This window comes from Planktothrix sp. PLAVEN19ND, assembly GCF_057220675.1.
Genome location: NZ_CM170132.1, coordinates 3,944,630 through 3,969,497, shown reverse-complemented (window position 1 = coordinate 3,969,497; position 24,868 = coordinate 3,944,630). Strand labels below are relative to the sequence as shown.

Here is a 24,868-nt window from a genome sequence, read left to right as displayed (position 1 = left end):
CATGCAACGTCTCTACAGAAGGATCATTCAGGATATTTTATGGCAAAATAAAGACTGATCATTCTAGTTTAATCCCCAATGCTGACTCCCCGAATTCATCCAGAAACCATAGAAGAAGTCAAAGAAAGGGCGGATATTTATGATATCGTGTCCGAGAAAGTTTCATTGAAACGACGGGGGAAAGATTTTGTGGGGTTATGTCCTTTTCATGATGAAAAAACCCCTAGTTTTACCGTTAGTCCCACGAAACAAATGTTTTATTGTTTTGGATGTGGGGCGGCAGGAAATGCGATTAAATTTATTATGGATTTGGATAAAAGTTCTTTTAGTGAGGTGGTTTTAGAGTTAGCTAAACGGTATCAAGTTCCAGTGAAGACTTTGGAACCGGAAAAACGTCAGGAATTACAAAGACAGATTTCTTTACGAGAACAATTATATGAGATTTTGGCGATCGCTACGGGTTTTTATCAATATACTTTAAGACAACCGGAAGGAATTCAAGCCTTAGATTATTTAAAATTAAAACGAAATCTCAAAGAAAATACTATTCAATATTTTCAGTTAGGATATGCCCCCCAAGGATGGGAAACACTCTATGATTATTTGGTAGAACAAAAACATTTTCCGGCGGAATTAGTTGAACAAGCAGGGCTAATTGTACCTCGAAAAACTGGCAATGGATATTATGATCGATTTAGAGATCGATTAATGATTCCCATCCATGATAGTCAGGGAAAAATTATTGGATTTGGGGGCAGAAGTTTAGGGGATGAACTGCCCAAATATCTCAATTCTCCCGAAACCGAATTATTTGATAAAGGCAAGACTTTATTTGCCTTAGATAAAGCCAAAAATGCCATCGGCAAACAAGATCAAGCGATTGTTGTCGAAGGCTATTTTGATGTAATTGCGTTACATACCGCCGGAATAAAAAATGTTGTAGCTTCTTTAGGCACTGCGTTAAGTTTAAATCAAGTTCGGCAGTTAGTTCGTTACACAGAATCTAAACAAATTATTCTCAATTTTGATGCAGATGTTGCGGGGAATAAAGCAGCAGAACGGGCGATTGGAGAAATTGAAGATCTGGCTTATCAAGGTTATATTAATTTACGGATTTTAAATATTCCTTCTGGTAAAGATCCCGATGAGTTTTTAATTCATAATTCTGCTGAAGATTATCAAAAATTATTGGTTAATGCTCCATTTTGGATTGATTGGCAAATTCAACGTTTATTAATTGGAAAAAACCTAGAAACCGTTTCCCAGTCGCAGCAAGTCTCAAAACAAATGGTAGAATTATTAAAAAAAATTGAAAATGGAATGCAACGCACCCATTATATTCAATACTGTGCTGAACTTCTGAGTCAAGGACAAAATCGGTTAGTTTCTCTCTTAGCTAAAAATTTACAAACTCAAGTAAATCAGCATCATTTAGAAATAGGAAAAAATAAACCATCTTCTGATAATTTACTGAGTATTAACTCCGAGCGCAGTTTATTAGAAGAAGCAGAAGTTAAACTCCTCAGAATATACCTCCATTGTCCCGAATATCGCCTAACCATTGTTGATGGGTTAGAAGCGAGAGATTTACAGTTTAGTTTAGCTCATCATCGGTTTTTATGGCGAGAAATTGCCCAAATTGAGGAAAGATCTGAAAAGAGTTTAGATACGGTGGATTTAATTCTGGAATTGCAACAAGTTTGTTTGGAAAAAAATCAACAAACCAAACAATTTTATCATCTATTTTATTTGGACGAACATACGGAAATTGATATTTGTCGCCCCCAGTTAGTTATTCGCAGTTCTATTGCGTCCATTGAAACCGTTATTTGTCAAAAAAGACGAGATATGGCATTAAAATTATGGGGGGAAACCGATATTGCTCAACAGCAGAATTTAGCTCAAAAATATTATCAACAAATTGACGCAGAAACCAAATGGATGTGGGAATTAAAACGCATTAGAGATACTCAATTTCATGATTTAATTTCTGTTCCCTTGGGGGGAATGAATATGAATTAAGGGTAATTACGAATTACGAATGGGTAATAAACTGATAAATAATAACTAATGACTAATGACTAATATCCTCACCTCTTTTATTAATCATCATTAGCAAATATTTAAGTATTTCATAAAAAAAATCATACATAAATAAAAAGTATTCCTGATTCACAAATTTGAACTAGAAAAGTAGAGTGTTAAGACTGGAAAACTAAATTATTCATGAATTGGGTAGTTTAGGTTGAAGTCAATAACACCCCAGCTTATTTTAGAGGAATTAAATCCGTTTATTAACCCCCTCTTAATTAAAATTTTAAGCCCGTTAAAACCCTTATTTGTGTGCATTAATTCATGGGTTTAATAAGCGGATTTATTCTGTTATTGTACCAACAGGAGTCTAATTATGTTACGCCAAAGTCTGATCTCTTTAACCCTAATCGGGTTATCGGTGATTACAACAACTCAAGCAAAAGCTTCAGAGTTGACTGTTTCCAATTCTATTGTTAAATTTCCCTGTAGCATTCACAATAGTATTAGCCTTTGTCCTCAAGCTAGGGAGGAAGGTCAAGAAATAATCAAAGATACGGGTAGACCGCCACGAGATTAATATAAATCCATAATTAGGTGCAAATCCACCTTTTAGTAGAGATGTTGCATAAAACGTCTCTACTTAATGTTTTAGCGAGAGGGATTAAACTCATCACAAATTTTTTGATTGATACTGTTAACATTAGGGCTAGTTTCTAAATAATCATGAAGTTGAACACAAGCCTTTTTTAACAAATTATTAGTATTTTCATTAACTTGATTCGTGTCAATTGACCAGACACCAATTCGACTGGGTTGCGTTTTTTGAATCCCAATCAAAGTTTTGCCATCGGGACTAAAATTAACTGATAAAATAGGTTCTAAACTTGGCTTTAAAGTTGTAATTAAACTTCCATTAATATCCCAAAGTTTAATAGTACCATCTACACTTGCAGAAGCTAATATTTTACTATTGGGGCTAAAATTGACCTCATAAATTGGTTTCCAATGTTTGCCTAAAATAACAGAAGTTTGTAAAAGTTCCCAGTTTAAATTTTTATTTTTCCAAATCGCGATTGATTCCCCATCTTTAGTCGCTGCAATCAATTGTCCATCGGGACTGAAACTGACAGAAACTAAACCGAATTTTAGCTGCAATTAAGGAAGTGATAAAACGCCCTTTACTGACATCCCATAGGTTAACAGTTTTATCATTACTCGCAGAAGCTAAAATTTTACTATCGGGACTAAAACTTAAATCATTGATTTGTTTTTTATGACCCTCCAAAGTCTGTTTTAAAGTGCCATCAATTGCCCAAATCCGAATTTTATTGTCATTACTGGCGGTGGCAATCAACTGATTATTAGGGCTAAAAATCACACTCCAAACAGCCGATGGATGGACAATAGTATTAATTTCCTTACCTTCTAAATCCCAAATTTTTACTGTTTTATCATCGCTGGCTGATGCAATCATTTTTTGGTCAGGACTAAAACTGACATTATTAACCGTATTACTATGACCTCTAAACGTCCGTTTTACTTCTCCATTTAAAGTCCATAATACAACAACATGATCATTGGTTTTTAAATCTCGGCCAGGAGAAGCAACTAAATCACTATTTTTACCCAAAAAATTACTACTATAAATTTTATAATCTTTCAGTTGAATCATTCGAGGTAGGGCTTGTAAATTCCAAACTCTAACGATGCCGTCTTGACTGGCAGAAACCAACATCTCTTTTTGCTTAGAAAAACTGACTTGATTAATCCCACCCCTATGTCCTTGCAGAGTCGAAATCAACAAACCTTCCTTTGTCCAAATTTTAATCATTTCATCCGTACTTCCCGTGGCAATTAAATTACCATCTCGACTAAAATCAACACTATTAACTGCCTGTTGATATCCTGCTAAACTTCTAATTAATTGACCATCTCGACCCCATAATTTCACGGTTTTATCATCACTCGCCGAGGCAATTATTTGACTATCGGGACTAAAAACAATACTCCAAATCGGCTTAGCATGGGCGGGAATTGTTTTAATCAGTTCCCCCTGGCGAGTCCAAATATTAATTAAGCCATCTTCACTCGATGAAGCAATAAGTTGACCATCAGGACTAAAAACAACGCTGAGAACGGGTGTTTTATGTCCGTTTAAAGTTTTAATTAAGTTACCGTTTAAACTCCAAATTTTAACCGTTTTATCTCGACTCGCGGAAGCAATTTGTTGACCATCGGGACTAAAACTAACCCATTTGACTTCATCGGTATGTCCCTTTAATGTTCTGATGAATTTTCCATCTTTTTTCCAAAGTTTTATGGTTTTATCCCGACTCGCAGAAGCCATGATTTGACTATTAGGACTAAAGGTAACAAACCAAACGGAATCTTTATGTCCTTGTAAAGTATTAATTAGTTTTCCCTCACGAGTCCATAATTTAATAGTTTTATCAATACTCGCAGAAGCAATTAGTTGGTCATCGGGACTAATACTCACACTTAAAACATTATTTTTGTCATGTCCATCTAAAATATTTTTTTCTTGAATCACTTGAACTGCAATACTTAATTTACTCTGAGTTTCTTGTTCAATAGCAGATTTAGCCATTTGATTGGATAGAAATTTTCCGGCGGTAACTAAGGTTAATAAGGCTTCAAGCTGATTATTTTCTGTGGTTAAAGCTGTGTATTTCGTATTTTCTAAAGCTAAGTTAACTTGTTTATTTTTAACTTCTGAAATCCTTAAAAATCCTAATGCTAAGGTTAATAAAAGTGCCATACCACCACCAATAATAGTGGAACGGGTAAAAAGTTGCCAAAGTTCTTTATTTTTTGCTTCTGCTTGTTGGCGTTTTTTTGTTTCTATTTCTAACTGTTCTAAAATCACAGAACTGCGATTTTGACGAATTAAACTGACTAAATAATCATGTACCAGTTGATACCGTTCGGCGGGAATTTCGGGTAAAAGAAATACTAAACCTGAGAGGACAAAAATCTTCAGAACCGTATCTAAATTTTGATTAATATTGTCAAAATGATTCGCTATTTCTTTAATTCCTCGGACTAAATCAGCGCGGGTTTTTAAAGGACGAGTATTATTTTCATCCGTCAGCAGATAAAGCACCAACTCAGCCAAACTTTTATTACTTAAACCACAATCTTGAATCACTTCATCTAAATAATCTTCGACTAATTTTTTCTTTTGTCCCGCTTGTTGATATTGTTGTAATGTGTTAATATTTTGAGCCTGTAACTGAGAACCTACAACTTGTAATTCTATCGGTCGAATTTCTCCTAAATCTTCAGCTAAATCTTCAACTAATTGTTCAATCAGAGCAGGTTCAAGAAAAAATTGTGTTCTTTCTGTTAAACTTTTAATCACGGATTTAGCTTCTTCTCGCGTAAAGTTTCCAATATAAGATAGGATATTACGGTCTAAAATATTATTCCCAATACTTTCTAAATAGCCCTGACGAGTACATTCTAATAAATAGTGTAAGTAATCTTCTCGTAAGGATAAAACAATTTTGACATAGGGAATATCTAAGCAATCTTTGATAAATTTATAACAGGTTTGTCGCTGTTGATTATCTTTACAAGCAAAGAAAAATTCTTCAAATTGGTCAAAGATAATAATAACCCAAAAATTTTGCTTGACCAAAGCTCTAATTTGCTCTAAAATTATCTCTTGATCATTTAAAATAGAAGAATCTAATTCAATATTTTTAAACTCCCTAATTCCCTTAGCTAAAGCCCGAGAAAATTCTCGACTAAAATTCGTATAAACCTGAATTAATACTGGGATACAATAACGTGTCTCAATCGAGGTTTTTTGTAACTCTGGAATAAAACCAGCTTGCAAAATTGAACTTTTACCCACTCCAGATTGTCCATAAATCACTGTTAATCGACAATCATTTCTTCTAATACGTTCATACAGCCAATGTACCACGGATAAACGACCGGAGGCACTAATTTCTGGATTAATAATTTTGGGGTAGTTAACTGGTGGTAAACTGGGATTAGTAATACTTTGAATATGTCCGAGTCTTCCGGCTCCGATAAACGCTCTTAATCTAAATTGTTGTTCAATTTCCCGACGTTTTTGTTTGATTTCATAAGCCATTAAATATTCGCTTTTTTGGAAATATAAATCCTGTAAAAGTTGTAAAATTTTAATATAGAGGTCTGGGTCATAGTGAGGTTTAGTTCTGGCTTTGGCTTTTTCCAGAATATTAATCGCTTCTTGCTGTTGATTCAGTTGTTGATGGGCGTGAGCTAGGGTAAATAAATACCATCCTTGATGATAGGAGGTTTCCCAGTCTAAAATCGACTGTTGCTCCGGTGTTTGAGCTTGATAAGTGGAGCAGGTTTTAGTTAACAAATTCTGAGCTTTTTCTGCTAAAGTTTTAGCTTCCAAGGGAGAACTTTTAGTTAAAGCAACCTCTGCCAAAAAATGATATCCCCGAGCTTCTCTAAAAGGATAGGCGTAAATTCGATTATAATGAATCGATTCTTGAGCAACTTCTTCTAATTCTTGCCATTGTTTTAATCCAAACAAGATATCGGCTAAAGCATTAATAAATTTAGCCACTAAATCCCCACGGTCGGCTTGTTTAAACTTCTGGATGGATTCGGTATAATAAGTTTTAGCCTGATGATAAGCCGATTCTTTTTGAAATCGATGTAAAATTCCGTGGCTGTGCCACCAAAATCCTACATAAAATAATAATTGACTGTGACGAATTAAATTATTAGTTTGTTTCCAAAGCTGCAAACTTCGTTCATAATGTTGTAAAGAAACTTGATTATAATGGTCAGAAATTCGACCCAATATAAACTCCAAACCAGCCTCTAGTTCGATATCTAAAGGTTCTCCCCGTTTCTGTAACTCTTGGCGAGCCGATTCTAATTCTAATCTTAACGGCGAACCTAACTCTAAATCAAAACAAGAATTTTCTAAAAAAATACCAGCACCACTATCTAATACTTTGACAGAAACTTGCTCTGTCATTTGTTTGATAAACTGTAATAAATCCTCCGTACTAATTTCAAAAGAAACTGAGGTTGACCAACTATGGAAATCAGGAGCCAAGCGAATTAAAGATTGTAAGAGAGAATCCGTCACCCACAATAGCAAAGGAAAGTGAAATTTTCGACGAAATTCCTCCCGCATTTGATTCATAATTTTAATCAAAATTTCCAGTTGTTCGTTTGACTCTAAACCGGATATGATTAAAGCTATCGGGGTATTTTCTTCTGTTTCAATGGCTGTAACTAAGGCATTATAAAGATTAGTAACATTGGCATCTATGACAATATTTTTAATTAAGTTAGGATGTTGTTCTTGTAATTGTGTAATAAATTTTTCTCTAACCATTCTATAATTACAGTGAGCCAAAATCAGAGAAAAATCGTGATTAAATCTGGTGAAAATTCGATTTAAAGTTTTTAAAGAATTTTGGTTAATTGCTTGTATTGCTTTCATAAAATTTGGCTGGCTTCCTTTCCCACAAGGTAAAAACTGTACTCAAATTTTTATAGCAGTCGCGATTACGCTTAGGACAATGACAAGCGTATATTTTGTGCTAGTAGCTATGTCCGCTGCTATAAATAGATGGATAAAATTAATCTGTAAACCTTCACTATGTAACGTTTACATACTCCACAAGGATGACTCTTGTAGGTTGATTAATCCCTATCTATTGAGTACAGCAATTAATAATTCAATTCAGGAATTCGGAATGCACCCAAAACTTTAGACTTTCTATATTACCTATTCACCGGGTTTAATATAAGTTGACACACAACTATTGATGGCATTTTGAATGGCTGAATCTTGCTTAATTTGTTCTTCGCTCAATTGTCCTAAAGACTGCAATTTTTCATCAGGAAGTTGTAGCAAATTATTCAGGGTACAACGACAATACTGTTCCCCTTTTTCGGGATCAAGACCGAATTGACTCACCCCTTGTAAACAGCCTTTCATATATTCGGCACTAAAGGCTTGCGCTTGTTCATTCGTTAAGGATAACGCCTGATCAGCCGGAATGAAAAAACCAGCACCTAGCAATAATAAAATTAGAGGCTGGAAACGACGAAAAGCAAAATAACTAAACATTCAGATCAACAATTGTAGAGGTGGATTCAGCAATTACTTTCAATTCTAGCTTAAGTCGGAAAATGAAGAATTAACAAACAGGTTTGTCGATACGGAAAAATCAGAGGACGCAAACCCCTGAATTTATCATGGGGTATAGACGGCTAGGGACATCCCTTCGCGCTTGGTATCCTAACTCTTACGCAGAAACCCGGTTTCTTTGGTCTTGTGCGATAGATGACTTTTTAGGGCTTGACATCTTAAATGAATTGCAATACAATTACAATTCAAGTAGGTTCAAACTCAGCCTATCAACTGCTTTCGGTGCCCAAAAGAGGGCAGTTGATTTTTATAAGCATCTAAGAATTAATCATCAGAATTAACTCCTATTTATGACTCAAAAGATTGCAATTATTGGGGGCGGTTTTAGTGGGGTTATGGTGGCAATTAATCTCCTGCAAAAAGCTAACCGTCCTTTAGAGATTCATTTAATAGAACGCAGAAATAAATTGGGGGAAGGGATTGCCTATAGCACTCCTTCAGACCATCATTTACTCAATGTTCCTGCGGGGAAAATGAGTGCTTTTGGGGATCAGCATGATAATTTTTTACAATGGCTGAATATTAATTATCCCGATCAGTTAATTACGGCGGATACCTTTGTTCCCAGAAAATTTTATAGTGAATATCTGCGCTCAATTTTGCAAGATGCTGAACAAAAAGCCCAGGCTGGAGTTCTTTTGTATCGGGTTTTAGATGAGGCGATCGCTATTGATCAAACACTCAATAATCTAATTATAACCTTAAAAAGTGGAGAACAACTATTCGTTGATCAATCTGTTTTAGCCCTGGGTAATTTTCCTCCTCAAAATCCGGCTATTTCTAACCCTTCATTTTATCAAAGTTCCCGTTATGTTCCTTGGGCTTGGTCTGAACCCCAATTACCCTTAAAATCAATCCATGAACCCCTATTATTAATCGGATCGGGATTAACTGCTATCGATATTATTGCCACCCTAAAAGCACAAAACCATCAAGGTAAAATTTATGTTGTCTCTCGACGCGGTTTATTCCCCCAACCCCACGCCAAAGTCGAACCATTCCCCCCATTTTTAACCCTAGAATCTGCCCCAAAAACCATACGGGAATTAGTGCATCGAATTCGGGAAGAAATTGACAAGGCTGATCAAAAAGGGTATAATTGGAGGGCAGTAATTGATTCTTTGCGAGTTGAAACTCAATCAATTTGGAATCATCTTTCACCCCCAGAACAGGCTCGATTTTTGCGCCATGTTCAACCCTATTGGGACGTTGTGCGCCATCGAATTGCACCTGATGTTCACCAACAAATCCAAGAGTTATTCAATCATCAGCAGTTAATTTTATATGCAGGTCGAATTTTAGAATATTCTGAAAACCCCGATCATGTAGAGGTGATGATTCGTCAAAAACACAATCAAGAATTATTAAATTTACGAGTGAGTTTAGTCATTAATTGTACTAATTCCGTCGGTGATTATCAGAAACTTTCCTCTCCTCTACTGAGTAACTTATTCAAAAGCGGTTTAATTCGTTCCGACTCATTAAATTTAGGTTTAGATGTCACAAAAACCGGGGCATTAATTGATCAAAAAGGTGAAATTTCTCAACAACTATATACTTTAGGTACAGCCTGTAAAGGACATCGCTGGGAAACCACCGCAGTCCGAGAAATTCGAGAGCAATCTGAAAACTTAGCAACAGGATTGTTAAACTGAATCTAACAATTTTATAGCAATCCTATTTGAGTTGTATCCAAGATTTCGGCTTAAAAGTAAACACCGGCTGTTTCATATATCAATCCGCGTCAAGATTGTAATATTTTAATACTGATATGAAACAGCCAGAAGTATTATCCGGTGTTCCCTGTTCCCCGTTCCCCGTTCCCTTAAATACTATCTGAAAAAGAGACAAATTGAAGTTGTGCGGGTGAAACTCCTTTGACTAAACCTAAAACATTCCCGGTTTTGGCTTCTGTAATTACTGTCACCGATGCAGATTCAATTTGAAAATCCAAAGTTCTAATCTGACCGAGGGGGAAAGGGCCACTACTATCATAATCTCGGCGATCGCCATAGGTAATGGTTTTTTCGGTTAACACAATATCATTAGCCGTTAACCCCCCCGTCAAGCCAATTTTATCCCCTTGGGCGCTATTGTAATCGAGGATAAAATCCGAGGTAATCTCATCAAGACCATCAACATTACCACAACCACAGTCCGGCGTTGCAGGAGTCGCCGTATCGGTACGCAGAACAAAGACATCCGCCCCCTCACCGCCCCAAAGACGATCCACACCCAAATCACCGATCAAGGTATCATTTCCCGCCCCACCCACTAAGGCATCATCCCCTCGACCCCCTCGGAGTAAATCATTATCTGCATCTCCAAACAGATAATCATTGCCCAAATTGCCACTGAGCAGATCATCCCCCGTACCTCCGTAAAGCACATCAGGGTCTTGACCCCCCCACAGGTTATCATTTCCCCCTTGACCCTCGAGGGTGTCATTTCCCCGATTTCCCCTCATTGCTTCCGGGTCTGTGGAGCCGCGAACATAATCATCTCCCCCCAAGGCGGCTAACCCGTTAGGATATCCAGAAAGAAGCACTCCGGGGGCAATTTCAACGGTATCGGCATTTTCTGTTAATAGGAATAACCCTGATAGCAGGTCACTAGGTGTTAAGGGTTCAGAGATCACGGAAATATTCAAATGATCTTCCCCGACTTGTCTGGGCTCTCGGATGCTAAGGGGTTGTATTTCTGATTGCATATTGTTTGACCTGAGAATATCAACTCTATTATAGGATTACCCAATTTATAAGTGATTTTGTCCCTTGTTCACAAAAGATTTTATACCTTCCCCATTCTCTATTTCCTATCCCTGGTGAAAAGCCCCTATAATTTGATGTGTATTGAACAGATGAATATTAAAGGGTCATAAAAAAGATGAGTTATGATTATGATTTGTTTGTGATTGGTGCAGGTTCTGGTGGATTAGCTTCTTCAAAACGGGCGGCATCCTATGGGGCAAAAGTGGCGATCGCCGAACATGATTTAGTGGGGGGAACCTGTGTAATTCGGGGTTGTGTTCCTAAAAAATTAATGGTTTATGCTTCCCAATTTTCCTATATGTACCAATATGCTCAGGGTTACGGATGGGGAGAAGTTGCACCTACATTTGATTGGAATAAGTTAATTACGGCCGTTGATACGGAAGTCAAACGGTTAAGTCAATTGCATATTAGTTTTTTACAAAAAGCCGGAGTTGAACTCATTTCTGGTTATGCTAAATTTATTGACCCCCATACGGTAGAAGTGGGCGATAAAAAAATAACCGCCGATAAAATTTTAATTGCGGTTGGTGGAGAAGCGGTTAAACCCGATATTCCCGGTATTGAACATAGTATTACCTCCCGAGAAATGTTTTTACTCCCAGAACAACCTCAAAAATTTGCTGTTTGGGGTGGGGGTTATATTGGGGTAGAATTTGCCAGTATTCTCAAAGGATTAGGCAGTGAAGTTACCCAAATTATTCGCCGAGATTTGATTTTACATGGGTTTGATGAGGATATTAGAAATAATATTCAATCGGGGATGGCGAGTCATGGGATTGAGTTTTTAACCGAAAAAGTAATTAAAAAAATTGAAAAGACCGAAGCCGGATTAAAGTTATTTTTTAAGGGGAAAAACTCAAAATCTATAACCGTAGATGCCCTACTTTGTGCCACCGGACGTAAACCCAATTTAGCCGGATTAAGGTTAGAAAATGCCGGGATAGAAGTTAACGAAAAAGGAGCAATTGTAGTCACGGCGGATAGTTGTACAAATCAACCTAATATTTTTGCCGTGGGAGATTGTACCGATCGGATGAATTTAACCCCCGTGGCGATCGCCGAAGGACGGGCTTTTGCGGATACGGAATTTGGTCATCAACCCCGATTTATTACCCATGAAAATATTGCTACAGCAGTTTTTTCCTATCCCGAAGCTGCCACAGTTGGTTTAACAGAAACCCAAGCGCGGGAAAAATTTGGGGATAATATTAAATGTTACACGGCCCGTTTTCGTCCCATGTTCCATAGTTTTACCGGATCGGAAGATAAGGTATTCATGAAATTAATTGTAGAAACAAATACCGATCGGGTTTTAGGTGCTCACATGGTGGGAAAAGATGCGGCGGAATTAATTCAAGGAGTAGCGATCGCAGTTAATATGGGAGCGACCAAAAAAGACTTTGATAACACCATGGGAATTCACCCGAGTAGTGGAGAAGAATTTGTTACCCTGCGTTGATATAGGGAATAGGGAATAGGGAATAGGGAATGGGGAATAGGGAATAGTAAGCATTCAATGAGTTTGCAGAGATTTAGTAGAGACGTGCCATGGCGCGTCTCTACTGTAATGGGTAGTGCTATAGATGCCTCTAGGTTCTTCCCATTCCGCCATTTCCTGCTAATATGGCTAAATCAGTTTCTCACCGTTGGGGAAGTTGCCCGTGCGTATTCCACTCGATTATTACCGAATATTAGGCTTACCGATTCAAGCAACTCCAGAACAACTGAAGCAAGCGCACCGCGATCGCACTTTGCAACTTCCGAGACGGGAGTATTCTGATGTAGCGATCGCTGCGCGCAAACAGTTGATTGATGAAGCCTATGCTATTTTATCGGATGCCGATCAGCGAAATGCTTATGATATGGGGTTTCTAGCCAAAACCTACGAACCCGAATCAGAAGTCAAAACTCCGGCTTTTGGGAAACGGGCCAGCCCCGAATCCACCGCCCTCGAACCCGTGATCGATGCTCATACCCCCAGTATTGAGATTGAAGATCAACAATTTGTGGGAGCTTTATTACTCCTCCATGAACTGGGGGAATATGAATTGGTGGTGAAACTCTGTCACCCCTATTTGAATACGGGCAGTATTGGCCTCAAAGATGGCCGTTTTGGGGAAGCGTCCCTAATTGTTCCCGATATTGTTTTAACCGTCACCAGTGCCTATTTAGAACTGGGTCGAGAACAATGGCAACAAGGACAATATGAAAATGCCGCTTCTTCCTTAGAAGCTGGACAGAATCTATTATTAAGGGAAAGCTTATTTGCCAGTTTAAGAGGTGAAATGCAAACGGATCTCTACAAACTCCGTCCCTATCGGATTTTAGAATTACTCCAACTCCCCCTAGAAAAAGCCGCAGAACGTCGAAAAGGGTTGCAACTCCTTCGAGAAATGCTCCACGAACGCGGCGGAATTGATGGTCAAGGGGATGACGGGTCGGGTTTAGGTGTGGAGGACTTTCTGCGGTTTGTGCAGCAACTCCGTCGCTACATGACCACCACCGAACAACAGGGGTTATTTGAAACCGAAGCCCGTCGCCCTTCGGCCGTGGCTACCTATTTAGCGGTTTATGCCTTAATTGCCCAGGGATTTGCTGAAGCCCAACCCGCCCTAATTCGCAAGGCTAAATTGATGCTGATGCAGTTGGGCCGACGGCAAGATGTACATTTAGAAAAGGCTGTTTGTGCCTTACTATTAGGGCAAACCGAAGAAGCCAGTCGTTCCCTAGAATTAAGTCAGGAACGGGAAACCCATTGCTTTTATCCGAGAAAATTCCCAGAATTCCCCCGACCTGTTACCCGGGTTATGTCTCTACGCCGAAAGTTGGTTACAGGATGAGGTATTTCCCCATTTTCGGGATTTGCTGGATAAGTCGGTGTCCTTGAAGGATTATTTTGCCGATCCCCATGTCCAGGCCTATCTGGAAGCCCTACCCAATGAAACGGGCAGTCCTTCTAATGAGTGGGTGGTCGTGCAACCGAGACGTCCGACGACGGCCGCGGGTTCTGCCTCAAAGTCCACCACCCCAACTACAACGGAAACTTCCCAACTCACCCAGGCTTCTTTAGACGCTTTAACGGCGACTTTAGCTGCTAGGGGGGTATCAAGTGCCAGTCTCCAAGAACCCTTAGCCCCCTCCCAACCCCCCCCAGCCAGTGTGCGGACTGCGGTAGAACCGGGTTCTACCGCAACCTCCTTACAGGGAAGTCGCAAAATTCCTGAATCTTCCCGTCGCGGTTCGTCCGAAACGGCCCCCCAACCGCTTCCAGACCCGACCGCGTCAGCCCATGTCCCGCCAACTCCTTCCCCAAAAACCGCTTCTGGCTCTGCCAATAGCAGCAGTAGTCTGCGTCGGATTCAACGGAAAAATGATTCTAGTCAATGGCGTCGGTTATTAATTCTGGGTCTGGGAGGGTTATTCGGACTGTGGTTGCTGTGGTTCTTACTCTCCCGGGTTTTGGGAGCCTTTGCCGATGTTTTAGGCTGGTCTGGGCCAACTTTGAAAGGGGAACAGGCGATGGTGCAGTTGAGCCAGCCTCCCTTACCCATTCCTGAACCAACACCCGTCACCGCCGAACCGGAAAAAATCACTCCAGAAGTGGCGGAAGCCAAACTGAATCAATGGTTATCGGCAAAATCCGCCGCCCTAGGGCCAGAGTATCGAGTTGAGGGTCTGCGGGAAATATTAGTTGATCCGGCCTTGGCCCGTTGGGTGGCTATGTCACAAAACATGAAACAAGAGGGTTCCTATCGCACTTACAAACACAACGTGAAAGTCAGTGAAGTCCAGATTGATCAGGCTAATCCTAACCAAGCTCTCGCAATCGCCAATGTTCAGGAACAAACCCAGTTTTTTAGTCGCGGTCAGGCCCAAAACACGGAGGATGCCTCTTTACAGATTCAGTATCGCTTGATTCGTAAGGATGGAGCTTGGCGGATTGAAGATTGGCAAGTGATTCGCTGATGGAAATATCCCTCTTTGATCCCCAAAGAGGTTTTTTTTACCTCCAAATGTCAGGGATTCATGACATAATGATCCCCATAATCCCGAAAACTGTGTATATTTACTCATCAATATTGATTTACCCCTTGACCAAACTTAATATTTTCTGCAATATGGTGAGTAATCAAGCGATCCCCATGATCCCGAAGAATTTCCACAGAGTTATCAATCTGCTGTTTAAGCCAATGGAGATCACTCTTTTATGTCAAAGGAACGCCCACCTTTAGAAACTATGACACTGCGGCAACTTCGCAAGGTAGCAAGTGAATATGGCATTTCTCGCTATAGTCGAATGCGTAAATCTCAGCTTTTAGAAGCTATCGAGGAAATCGAAAGTCAGAAGTTTGGAACCCCTAATCCATCTCGCGCATTGGAGGCACAAGAACAAGTGGAAGTTGCAAAGTTTTCTCTAGTCGGTCAGAACTATCAGATAGCTGATTCCCTATCCTCCGTGGATGAGGGTTTAGCTGACTTACCCGGTGGGTATGGTGAAAGCCAGATTGTGATGATGCCCCGAGATCCTGAATCTGCCTATACTTACTGGGACGTTTCTAACGAACAGAAGGAAATGTTTCGACGCCAAGGGGGACAACAGTTAGCCCTGCGGATTTATGATGTTACTGATATTGATTTGGACTCTCAAAGTCCCCATAGTATTCAAGAATATCCCTGTGATGAGTTGGCGCGGGAATGGTATTTACCGATTCCGGTCAGCGATCGCGACTATGTTGTTGAAATTGGTTATCGCTGTGTTGACGGTCGGTGGTTAGAATTAGCTCGTTCTGCGGCGACTCGGATTCCTCCGGTTTATCCCGCAGAATGGATTGACGATCAGTTTATTACCGTTTCTTGGGAAGAAGAATTACAGGGGAAAACCTTCTATGAGTTCCCTGTCCCCAAAAAATCCTATGTCCTTGCCGGGGTTCATAGCGATCTATTTGGGTTATCCAAGGAAACAGAAGCTAAACGGATTGCGGGTTCCCTCTTTGGTTCGATGCACCAAGTTGTTAAACCCGAAAAGGCTGTGAGTTCTTTTATTTTCCCCTCCGGCGTGGGAATTTGGGCTTCTGGAGTTGGTGAAGTTCAGTCTGGTGTCGGTTTGGGTTACACCACTTCCGGTGTTGGACAAACCCAGTCGGGTATTGGTATTGGTTACACTCAATCGGGTGTAGGTTACACCACTTCCGGTGTTGGACAAACCCAGTCGGGTATTGGTATTGGTTATACCCAGTCGGGTGTAGGTTATACGGAGTCTGGTGCTGGATTAGGTTATACCCAATCGGGTATTGGCCTGTCTGGTGTGGGTCTAGGTATTGGTTACACTCAATCCGGTATTGGTTACACTCAATCGGGTGTGGGTTATACGGAGTCAGGGGCGGGATTAGGTTATACCCAATCTGGTATTGGCCTGTCTGGTGTGGGTCTAGGTATTGGTTATACCCAATCTGGTATTGGTTATACTCAATCGGGTGTGGGTTATACAGAGTCAGGGGCTGGATTAGGTTATACCCAATCGGGTATTGGTCTGTCTGGTGTGGGTCTGGGTATTGGTTATACCCAATCTGGTATTGGTTATACTCAATCGGGTGTGGGTTATACGGAGTCAGGGGCTGGATTAGGTTATACCCAGTCGGGTATGGGCCTGTCTGGTGTGGGTCTAGGTATTGGTTATACTCAATCCGGTATTGGTTACACTCAATCGGGTGTAGGTTATACGGAGTCAGGGGCGGGATTAGGTTATACCCAATCCGGTATTGGTTACACTCAATCGGGTGTAGGTTATACGGAGTCAGGGGCGGGATTGGCCTATACCCAGTCGGGTGTTGGCTATACTCAGTCGGGTGTTGGCTATACTCAATCGGGTGTTGGCTATACTCAATCGGGTGTTGGCTATACTCAATCGGGTGTTGGCTACACTCAATCGGGTGTAGGTTATACGGAGTCAGGGGCGGGATTGGGCTATACCCAGTCGGGTATTGGCTATACTCAATCGGGTGTGGGCTATACCCAATCCGGTATTGGTTACACTCAATCGGGTGTGGGTTATACGGAGTCAGGGGCGGGATTGGGCTATACCCAGTCGGGTGTTGGCTATACTCAATCGGGTGTGGGTTATACTCAATCGGGTGTAGGTTATACGGAGTCAGGGGCGGGATTGGGCTATACCCAGTCGGGTGTTGGCTATACTCAATCGGGTGTGGGCTACACTCAATCGGGTGTAGGTTATACGGAGTCAGGGGCGGGATTGGGCTATACCCAGTCGGGTGTTGGCTATACTCAATCGGGTGTGGGCTATACCCAATCCGGTATTGGCTACACTCAATCGGGTGTAGGTTATACGGAGTCAGGGGCGGGATTGGGCTATACCCAGTCGGGTGTTGGCTATACTCAATCCGGTGTGGGCTATACCCAATCCGGTATTGGCTACACTCAATCGGGTGTGGGTTATACGGAGTCAGGGGCGGGATTGGGCTATACCCAGTCGGGTGTTGGCTATACTCAATCCGGTGTGGGTTATACCCAATCCGGTATTGGCTACACTCAATCGGGTGTGGGTTATACGGAGTCAGGGGCGGGATTGGGCTATACCCAGTCGGGTGTTGGCTATACTCAATCGGGTGTGGGTTATACCCAATCCGGTATTGGCTACACTCAATCGGGTGTGGGTTATACGGAGTCAGGGGCGGGATTGGGCTATACTCAATCCGGTGTGGGTTATACTCAATCCGGTGTGGGTTATACAGAGTCCGGTGCCGGATTCGGCTATACAATGTCCGGGATGGGAATGTCTGGTATCGGGATGGGTGCTTCCATGCCTCCCATTCGCCCTCGGGAATTCTGGTTAGTAGCGGATGCTGAACTAATTGTCTATGGCGCGACCGAACCTAGTGCTAACTTAACCATTGGCGGACGTCCGATTAAACTGAACTCCGATGGTACATTCCGTTTACAGATGTCTTTCCAAGATGGTTTACTCGACTTCCCGATTTTCGCCGTAGCCGCCGATGGAGAACAAACCCGTTCTGTCCATCTGAAGTTTGTGCGTGAAACCCCGGAACGTCGGACTAATACGAAAGAAGAAGCGATACCCGAATGGATTCATTAATTTGAAATCAAACTGTTAACAATATAGTTTTCAGAAATTATGCCCCCTCGATCTGATGTGAGGGGTTTTTTATTGGTTTAAACGCACAACGGTAGAATCAATAGAGTTGAGGGAATTAAGCATTTGATTGAGTTCGATGCCTAAAATGGTATAATCTTTTAAAATTTGACGGGTAGGGGTATAGTCTTGATCGGTAGCAAATTCTTGCAGGCGAGTTACTTGTAAGGTTTGTAGGTGGGTTTGTATGGCTTGAATTGAAGGTTCAAAAGTAGGTAAGGCAGGCGGTAAAGTTCCGGTTAAAATAGAGCTAATTAGAGGGAGAAAAAATTGATTGACTTGTTCAACAAAATTCGCTAGTTCAGGATGGGGTTCAGTGCCGCTAAAATGCTCAAGTTGTGCGAATAAAACACTTACAGAACGACTAAATCGGTGTAAATAAATTAATAGTGCCATTTTCGGTTCAATATCCGTAGCCGAGGTATTCGGATCACTACTTAACTGTTGTAAGGCTGCTTGAGCATTAAAATAAGCTAAACGGGTTTTTTGTCGTTGTTTAATAATTAGGTTTAAATCATAGGGGACGGTTCCTAAATAAACCGATAAAACCGCATTAAAGTAATCTAAAGAGGCGGAAATTGCTTTCACTAATTTAACCGATAACTGTTCTTTTTCATTGGGTCTAAATAACAAAAATGCCCCCACAAAAGCTAAGGCTGCCCCCACACAAGTCCAGAGAAAACGAATCATTGCAACTTGCCAATCTCCCCCCTGTCTACTCATTTCTGTTCCAATGGCAAATATAGAGATGAAAAACACAGATAAACCATAATGAAAAGGAATTAAAGAAAATCCAATCACAATTGAACTTAAACTAATGGTTTGTAAAATTAATTGACTGGGAATCAGTAACCAAAAAATAGGGGTAATTATTGCGCCTAAAATTGTTCCTAACATCCGATGAAAAAATCGTTGAAAGGTATTGCCAAAACTAGGTTGTAAAACCACTAAAATAGTCATTGTTAACCAATTTCCTTGGGGAAGTTCTGCTATACTATAAATAGCTACCCCAATCGTGATCATGATACTTAACCGGAGTCCGTGACGAAAAAAGCTGGAGTCAAAGGTAAAATTATCTCGTAAAGGATCAAACCAAGATGGGGTTTTACTTCCTGATAATAATTCTGATTCTGCGGATAAAATTTTGTCTTTTGGGATACGATTAATCGATTGATTATTTTTGATTTGAATGACAGTAGATGCGGTAGAATCTAATTGAATAATAATGGTTTCTAAGGTAGAAATAATGCGTTCTATGACAACCAAAGCCGGATAATCTTCAGCATGATCGGCTATGGTTTTTTGTTGGAGTTGTTTTTGTTGGGCGATCGCTGTTACAATAGATTGTAAGTAATCTGTATTAACATTAATCGATTTATTCCACAAAAGTTTGACTAAGTTTAGACAAAATAAAGCAATTTTTTCTAAGGCATCATTGACTAAAATACGGACGGTGACAAATTGAGGATCATGTTGATGAAGCTGGACTAATTCTATTACCGTAACAATGGATGTGATTAAATTATCCGCATCCTGAATTAAAATAATAGCTGATTCCCCTAACCTCGTATTTCCTAATCTTAATTTTCGGTCTAATGTCCAGGCTTGGCGGGCATTTTGTAGGGTTTCTCGTACTTGAATAACTTGTTTTAATTCTTGAGATTCAGATATATTCTTAGCTTGATTAATATATTTTGCAATAGCTTGATAACACTGACTAATTGATTTTTTTAAGGGAAGATAGGGATTTAATGGCCAAATACCCAAACACAATACCATTGTCCAAGTTCCAGCTATTAGACAAATAATCACTCTTTCACTGACAATTTCCCAACCTCCAGAGGGTAGATTTAGGGTAAATAAAGTAAACAAACCAATTACTATTCCCGACAAAACTCCTGGATGTCCATATAAACTGATATAGCCCACTAAAAATAAACTACAAAATGAAAATATGAGTTTGAGGAATAGAATATGTGAAACTAAGGTCGCCAAAGCAACAAATAAAGTGGAAACCAAAACTGTAAATAATAGAGAAATAGCCCGAGTCCAATAAAAGCCCCCAGTATCACTCAACAGAAAAAATAAGCTATCCAGACCCACATAAAAACCAATATCAGAATGACCAGTTAATTTTCCAACGGCTAACGCAACAGATAGGGCAATAGTTAATCTCAAAGCCCTTGCTGATTTTAGATTTCCACTAGGTTTCAATAGAAAACTAAATTGTGGATTTAAAAATGTTTTAGTCATAAGGAATTATATAGCAAGAGGGAATAGGGAATGGGCAATAGGTAAATACTTACTGTGAGCAGCTTTTAGCTTTCAAGAATGTCCTAATAGATGTGGCGACTGCTATATTGCCTATTTCTTATATTTTCAAAATCGACTCATTAATGTGCATTCCCAAACCAATCGAGGTTGAACATAACTTAATAAATATTGTCGAGTTTTTTCTAACTGTTTTAAGAAGGTTTGATCAATAATTCCGGTTTTTTGTTGATCTTGCCAATCACAATGTTGTAAATAATCAACTAACCAGAGTTGCGCTTCACTGTCCAAAGTTTGGCTAATTTCCTTTGCTAACTCTAAAGCCGATCTTAAATTAGAGGCAGGCTTTTTGACTTTATTTAAAAATTCTACAGGAATGGTTTGTAGTTGTTGCCAATGGGAAATTGCTTGTCCTGGGCTTCCTTGTGCCATGGCTAAAATTTCCGCATGGGATAGAATATCCTCAAAATTATGGCGTTTTAGGACTTGAATCATCCCTGTATCGGTTAACCGATAAAAGGGGATTTTAGCACAGCGAGAAACCAATGTTGGTAATAAAGAATCAATGCCGGGTGCTATTAAAATAATTGTAGCTTTTCCAGGTTCTTCTAAGGTTTTCAAAAGTCCATTGGCGGCGGATTCCGGCATGGATTCCGCGTGTTCAACTACTACCATTAACCGGGAGGCTTCTAAGGGAGGACGACTCAAAAATTGACTAATTTCTCGAATTTGTTCAATCCGAATTTGAGGGGGGGCTTTCCGTTTGACTCCAGCTTCTGTGGCTTCCTTGGCAGAAAGTCGTTTTCCTTGATGTAAATAGGTGGGTTCTACCCATAAAATATCGGGGTGATTTTTCTGTTGAATTCGAGAGTGAATCTGTTTTTGATTGACAGGTTTATCGGAATTTTGGCAAAATAGAAATTCAATAAAACAGTTAGCAGTTAATGTCCGACCAATGCCATCAACCCCGGCAAATAAATAGGCTGGAGCGATTCTATTTTGGGCTACAGCTTGGGTTAATAACTCTATGGCGGCTTGTTGTTCGATTAATTGGTCAAAAAAGGTATTCATTTTATTTTGATCACCTTAAATTGCGAATCCCCAGGCTGTTAATTTTTGAGTTAAAATTAATTGAATTGTTTCTGTGACTTGATCAAGATTTAACATCCCATTAATTGGTATAATTCGGTCTGGGTGATATTCAGCTAATTGTTGAAACCCCTGTTGTACACGCCGATGAAATTCCAAATTAGCTTGTTCCATCCGATCCATTTTACCTCGATTTCGAGTTCTGGCGAGTCCGATTTCCACATCAATCTCTAACCATAGGGTTAAATCACTTTCTAACCCCTGAGTGGCAATTTGATTTAACTGATGAATTAAATTGAGATCTAAACCTCGACCATAGCCTTGATAGGCGATCGTTGAATCGGTGTAGCGATCGCACAAAATAATATTTCCCTGATCCAATAAAGGCTTGATAAATCCCTCAACGTGTTGGGCGCGGTCGGCAGCATACATTAATAATTCCGCCCGATTCTGGATGGGTTCCTCCCCCTGATATTCTAATAATAACCGTCTTAACTCCTGGCCTAATAGGGTGCCTCCGGGCTCCCTCGTGATGATCACAGGGGTATCTATCAGACCTTGTAACCACCCTTGGATACGTTGCATTTGAGTGGTTTTCCCCCCTCCTTCAACTCCTTCAAAAACAATTAATTTTCCCTGCATCTGTTAATTATCTGTTGGTCTTCAAAAGGTTATGCAAATATGATAAGGTCTGGAATGGATTATTCCCTTTGAAGTTCTAATTAATTTATTGCACATCTGGAGTTCCCTATGGCCCGCTACACTGGTTTTTTTGTTGTTAATGTTGGTCTCGAAGATCTCGTACCGATGATGATTGATATTTTAGAATCCTGTAACCTAGAAATCACCTATCAAACACCAAGTTTCTATTATTGCCAGGGAAAATATTGGTCAAGTGAGCGTGAATCAATTAGTGATTGCTGAAATCGTTTTTGACACAGCCACTGCGATGATAGACGAAACTAAAATGACGGTTTTTATTAAAAATGAATCCCTACCCTTACAAAGCCATAATCACTGTCGAGAAATCTTTGAACAAATCAGCCAATTAATTATTGATAATCGCCATTGGGTACTATTAGAAAGTATTGCCTTGTAGTAGAGACGCACCCAGGGCACGTCTCCCTGATTTACTTGATTTTGAGTAAATATTTTCCTCTACCTTTACTATCATAAGCATTAACAATCACTCGATAGGTTCCGGTTTTGGGTAAAGTGATCGTAATTTCAGCATTGGAATTGGTTTGACTGATATCATCATGTTCTTGCAGTAATTCATTATCTGAATTAAACAGGGCAAGATAGGCGTCAAACTCAGAACTTTCTAATAAAATGGTGATTTGCTGACCTTCTTTTCCTTCAAAAGTGTATTCATCATACAAACTCTTATCAGATGCTAAAACTTGATCTCCTTCTTTGAGTTCACCTTGCTTTTCTAATAATAGAGGAGCAGATGCCGGAGGGGTAGGTTTTGGAGCGGGTTCAGGACTGGGTGGAGTTGTCGGTGAGGGTGTCGGGGGTTCAGGACTGGGGGTTGTGGTGGGGGCGGGGGTTTCCTGTGGTTCAGGACTAGCTGAGGGTTGAGGATTAGGGGTTTCTTGGGCGACAACTTTTTCAAGGACTAAACCCCTCAAGGGATAGGAATTAGAAACCTTTAGAACATCGAATAATGGGGTCTGAAGCACCGCCAATACACCCATTGTTGTTGTCCAGATTAACATTGATTGCATAAAAACCTCAGTATAGTTGGGAATAGGGAATAGGGGGAAACTTCGGGGTAAGTGGAATTATGGGGTCGCTAACGGACAGTTAATAAATACTGACCTCGACCTGTTTTATCATAAGCATTGACCACCACTCTATACCGACCTGTGGCGGGTAAAGTCACCCGAATTTCTGCGTTTTTATCAGACTGACTGGCATCATCATTTTCAGCTATTAATTTTCCCTTGGGATCAAATAATGCCAAATAGGAATCAAAATCCTGACTTTCTGAGCGAATTAAAATAGACTGTCCCTGTTTTCCTTCAAAAGTATATTCATCATACAAACTGCCATCGGATGATAAAACAGAATCCTGATTTTCTAAGACTCCTGTTTCATTTAAAATAAGTTGACCGGTTCCCGAACTGGAGGAGGATTCTGTTGCTTTCAAGCGTAAACGATAGACTCCTGCCTCTCCTGCTTCATAGGAATTGACTAATAAAAGATAAGTTCCATCCGTTGGTAAAGTGGTAACAATTTTGGCGTTTTTCTCTCCTCCCCCATCATCATCTTGAGCTAACTCCTCTCCATCTTCTGTTAACAAAATTAAATAGGAATCCACCTCGTTACTACTCATTTCAATTGTTACCTGTTGACCCGCTTTTCCCTCAAAGGCATAAACATGATAAAAACTATTATCAACGGGTAAAACTTCATCCCCCTGTTTCAAAGTATCCGTAACTTCCGGGCCATTTAATTGAATCTGTTTGGCATTTTCCTTTTCAAACGCCGGGGTTTCCGCCGTCGGGGTGCGAGATGCCCGTCCCTCTTTCACCTCTTGCAAAAATGGCGGAACCCGGTCAACGGAAATGGCAAAACCAATACCAATATTGCCTCCGCCCTGACCCCGGGTAAAAATCGCCGTATTCACCCCAATTAATTCCCCAGCACTGTTGAGCAGGGGGCCACCGGAGTTTCCAGGATTAATTGCCGCATCGGTTTGAATTAAATTACGGTTTTGGTCTAAACGACTAACAATTCCTACGGTTAAGGTGTTTTGGAATTGGCCAAAGGGGTTACCAATGGCAAAAGCCCGTTGACCCACTTTCACCGAATTGGGACGGGCAATGGGAATGGTGGGTAAGTTTTGAATATTGTGAATTTTCAGCACGGCTAAATCAAGTCCGGGTTCTCCAAAGGCGATGACCTCCGCTTCTAACTTGCGGCCATCGGCCAGGGTGACGGTGACGGTACCTCCGCCGGATACCACATGGGCGTTGGTTAACACGAAACCATCGGAACTAATAATGGTTCCACTGCCATTGGTTTTTTTGGTATCAATGGAAACCACGGCGGGACTTGCCTTTTCATAGACTTTAATATTGGTTTCTTCTTCTGTTTTATCGGCTGCCAAAATTAGGGGAGAATCAAAGCCGTAATTAGAGATTAAATCCTTAGAAGGAAGGGAGGATGGGGGGACAGGAGAAATTGTTTTTGAGAGGTTGGCATTGGCAACCGGAACATGAATTAAGGCTCCAATGGTCAACAGTCCAAATGTTGTTAATCGCAAAGATAAAAAATTCATTAATTCAGTTCTACTAGATATCCCACCTAAAGTTTAATCAA

At 40.3% G+C, this 24,868-nt stretch carries 17 protein-coding genes and 1 pseudogene; 9 read left to right on the top strand and 9 right to left on the bottom strand.

Translation table 11 applies throughout. The features are described 5' to 3' along the window. Nucleotides 1-78: 78 nt before the first annotated feature. Complete coding sequence (dnaG, locus tag AC2D3N_RS17040) at nucleotides 79-2,022, top strand: DNA primase (protein ID WP_484691578.1); 1,944 nt, start codon at nucleotides 79-81, stop codon at nucleotides 2,020-2,022. 385 nt (nucleotides 2,023-2,407) lie between these two features. Continuing rightward, complete coding sequence (locus AC2D3N_RS17035) at nucleotides 2,408-2,611, top strand: hypothetical protein (RefSeq protein ID WP_484691577.1); 204 nt, start codon at nucleotides 2,408-2,410, stop codon at nucleotides 2,609-2,611. A gap of 71 nt (nucleotides 2,612-2,682) precedes the next feature. Here the strand turns inward: AC2D3N_RS17035 and AC2D3N_RS17030 are convergent, their stop codons facing one another. The 3 genes from AC2D3N_RS17030 to AC2D3N_RS17020 form a co-directional block, all read right to left on the bottom strand. After that, nucleotides 2,683-3,138, bottom strand: a complete 456-nt coding sequence (locus tag AC2D3N_RS17030) for a WD40 repeat domain-containing protein (protein ID WP_484691576.1) — start codon at nucleotides 3,136-3,138, stop codon at nucleotides 2,683-2,685. Further along, the gene (locus tag AC2D3N_RS17025; RefSeq protein WP_484691575.1) at nucleotides 3,122-7,522 is read right to left on the bottom strand and encodes an nSTAND1 domain-containing NTPase; all 4,401 of its coding nucleotides are present in this window, start codon (nucleotides 7,520-7,522) and stop codon (nucleotides 3,122-3,124) included. Before AC2D3N_RS17025 ends, AC2D3N_RS17030 begins: the two co-directional genes overlap by 17 nt. A 288-nt stretch (nucleotides 7,523-7,810) precedes the next feature. After that, complete coding sequence (locus AC2D3N_RS17020; protein ID WP_079678432.1) at nucleotides 7,811-8,155, bottom strand: hypothetical protein; 345 nt, start codon at nucleotides 8,153-8,155, stop codon at nucleotides 7,811-7,813. Nucleotides 8,156-8,526: 371 nt separating this feature from the next. Between AC2D3N_RS17020 and AC2D3N_RS17015 the strand changes: the two genes are divergently transcribed. Next, entirely contained in the window at nucleotides 8,527-9,891 is a 1,365-nt protein-coding gene (locus AC2D3N_RS17015) for an FAD/NAD(P)-binding protein (RefSeq protein ID WP_484691574.1), read from the top strand. 170 nt (nucleotides 9,892-10,061) lie between these two features. Here the strand turns inward: AC2D3N_RS17015 and AC2D3N_RS17010 are convergent, their stop codons facing one another. Next, nucleotides 10,062-10,946 carry a calcium-binding protein gene (locus AC2D3N_RS17010; protein WP_484691573.1) on the bottom strand — a complete coding sequence of 295 codons (885 nt, stop codon included), beginning with the start codon at nucleotides 10,944-10,946 and terminating at the stop codon, nucleotides 10,062-10,064. 176 nt (nucleotides 10,947-11,122) lie between these two features. Between AC2D3N_RS17010 and gor the strand changes: the two genes are divergently transcribed. The 4 genes and pseudogenes from gor to AC2D3N_RS16990 all read left to right on the top strand — a co-directional run bounded on the left by gor (nucleotide 11,123) and on the right by AC2D3N_RS16990 (nucleotide 18,121). Beyond that, entirely contained in the window at nucleotides 11,123-12,469 is a 1,347-nt protein-coding gene (gene gor / locus AC2D3N_RS17005) for a glutathione-disulfide reductase (protein ID WP_484691572.1), read from the top strand. Nucleotides 12,470-12,671: 202 nt separating this feature from the next. Further along, nucleotides 12,672-13,911 (top strand): annotated as a pseudogene (locus tag AC2D3N_RS17000) (J domain-containing protein); the annotation flags it as partial. A gap of 618 nt (nucleotides 13,912-14,529) precedes the next feature. Continuing rightward, nucleotides 14,530-14,976, top strand: coding sequence for an ARC6/PARC6 family protein (locus tag AC2D3N_RS16995; protein ID WP_484693769.1), 447 nt, complete (start codon nucleotides 14,530-14,532; stop codon nucleotides 14,974-14,976). A gap of 241 nt (nucleotides 14,977-15,217) precedes the next feature. Then, the gene (locus AC2D3N_RS16990; protein ID WP_484691571.1) at nucleotides 15,218-18,121 is read left to right on the top strand and encodes a DUF4912 domain-containing protein; all 2,904 of its coding nucleotides are present in this window, start codon (nucleotides 15,218-15,220) and stop codon (nucleotides 18,119-18,121) included. 69 nt (nucleotides 18,122-18,190) lie between these two features. Here the strand turns inward: AC2D3N_RS16990 and AC2D3N_RS16985 are convergent, their stop codons facing one another. The 3 genes from AC2D3N_RS16985 to tmk form a co-directional block, all read right to left on the bottom strand. Then, nucleotides 18,191-20,431 carry an FUSC family protein gene (locus AC2D3N_RS16985; protein WP_484691570.1) on the bottom strand — a complete coding sequence of 747 codons (2,241 nt, stop codon included), beginning with the start codon at nucleotides 20,429-20,431 and terminating at the stop codon, nucleotides 18,191-18,193. Between the two features lie 126 nt (nucleotides 20,432-20,557). Beyond that, nucleotides 20,558-21,520 (bottom strand): DNA polymerase III subunit delta', encoded by a 963-nt coding sequence (gene holB, locus AC2D3N_RS16980; protein ID WP_484691569.1) that lies wholly within the window; start codon nucleotides 21,518-21,520, stop codon nucleotides 20,558-20,560. A gap of 15 nt (nucleotides 21,521-21,535) precedes the next feature. Then, the gene (gene tmk, locus AC2D3N_RS16975) at nucleotides 21,536-22,180 is read right to left on the bottom strand and encodes a dTMP kinase (RefSeq protein WP_079678440.1); all 645 of its coding nucleotides are present in this window, start codon (nucleotides 22,178-22,180) and stop codon (nucleotides 21,536-21,538) included. Nucleotides 22,181-22,288: 108 nt separating this feature from the next. Here tmk and AC2D3N_RS16970 point away from each other — a divergent pair, with 108 nt between their 5' ends. Together AC2D3N_RS16970 and AC2D3N_RS16965 are read left to right on the top strand one after the other, a co-directional pair. After that, nucleotides 22,289-22,462 (top strand): hypothetical protein, encoded by a 174-nt coding sequence (locus AC2D3N_RS16970; protein ID WP_484691568.1) that lies wholly within the window; start codon nucleotides 22,289-22,291, stop codon nucleotides 22,460-22,462. Next, a complete protein-coding gene (locus AC2D3N_RS16965; protein ID WP_484691567.1) occupies nucleotides 22,434-22,637 on the top strand; it encodes a hypothetical protein in 204 nt (67 codons plus the stop codon). Before AC2D3N_RS16970 ends, AC2D3N_RS16965 begins: the two co-directional genes overlap by 29 nt. A 31-nt stretch (nucleotides 22,638-22,668) precedes the next feature. On the opposite strand, the gene AC2D3N_RS16960 is transcribed toward AC2D3N_RS16965, so the two are convergent. Together AC2D3N_RS16960 and AC2D3N_RS16955 are read right to left on the bottom strand one after the other, a co-directional pair. Beyond that, on the bottom strand, nucleotides 22,669-23,268 hold the full coding sequence (locus AC2D3N_RS16960) for a PPC domain-containing protein (protein ID WP_484691566.1): 600 nt from the start codon (nucleotides 23,266-23,268) through the stop codon (nucleotides 22,669-22,671). 68 nt (nucleotides 23,269-23,336) lie between these two features. Then, entirely contained in the window at nucleotides 23,337-24,827 is a 1,491-nt protein-coding gene (locus tag AC2D3N_RS16955) for a trypsin-like peptidase domain-containing protein (RefSeq protein WP_079678443.1), read from the bottom strand. Between the last annotated feature and the right edge of the window lie 41 nt (nucleotides 24,828-24,868).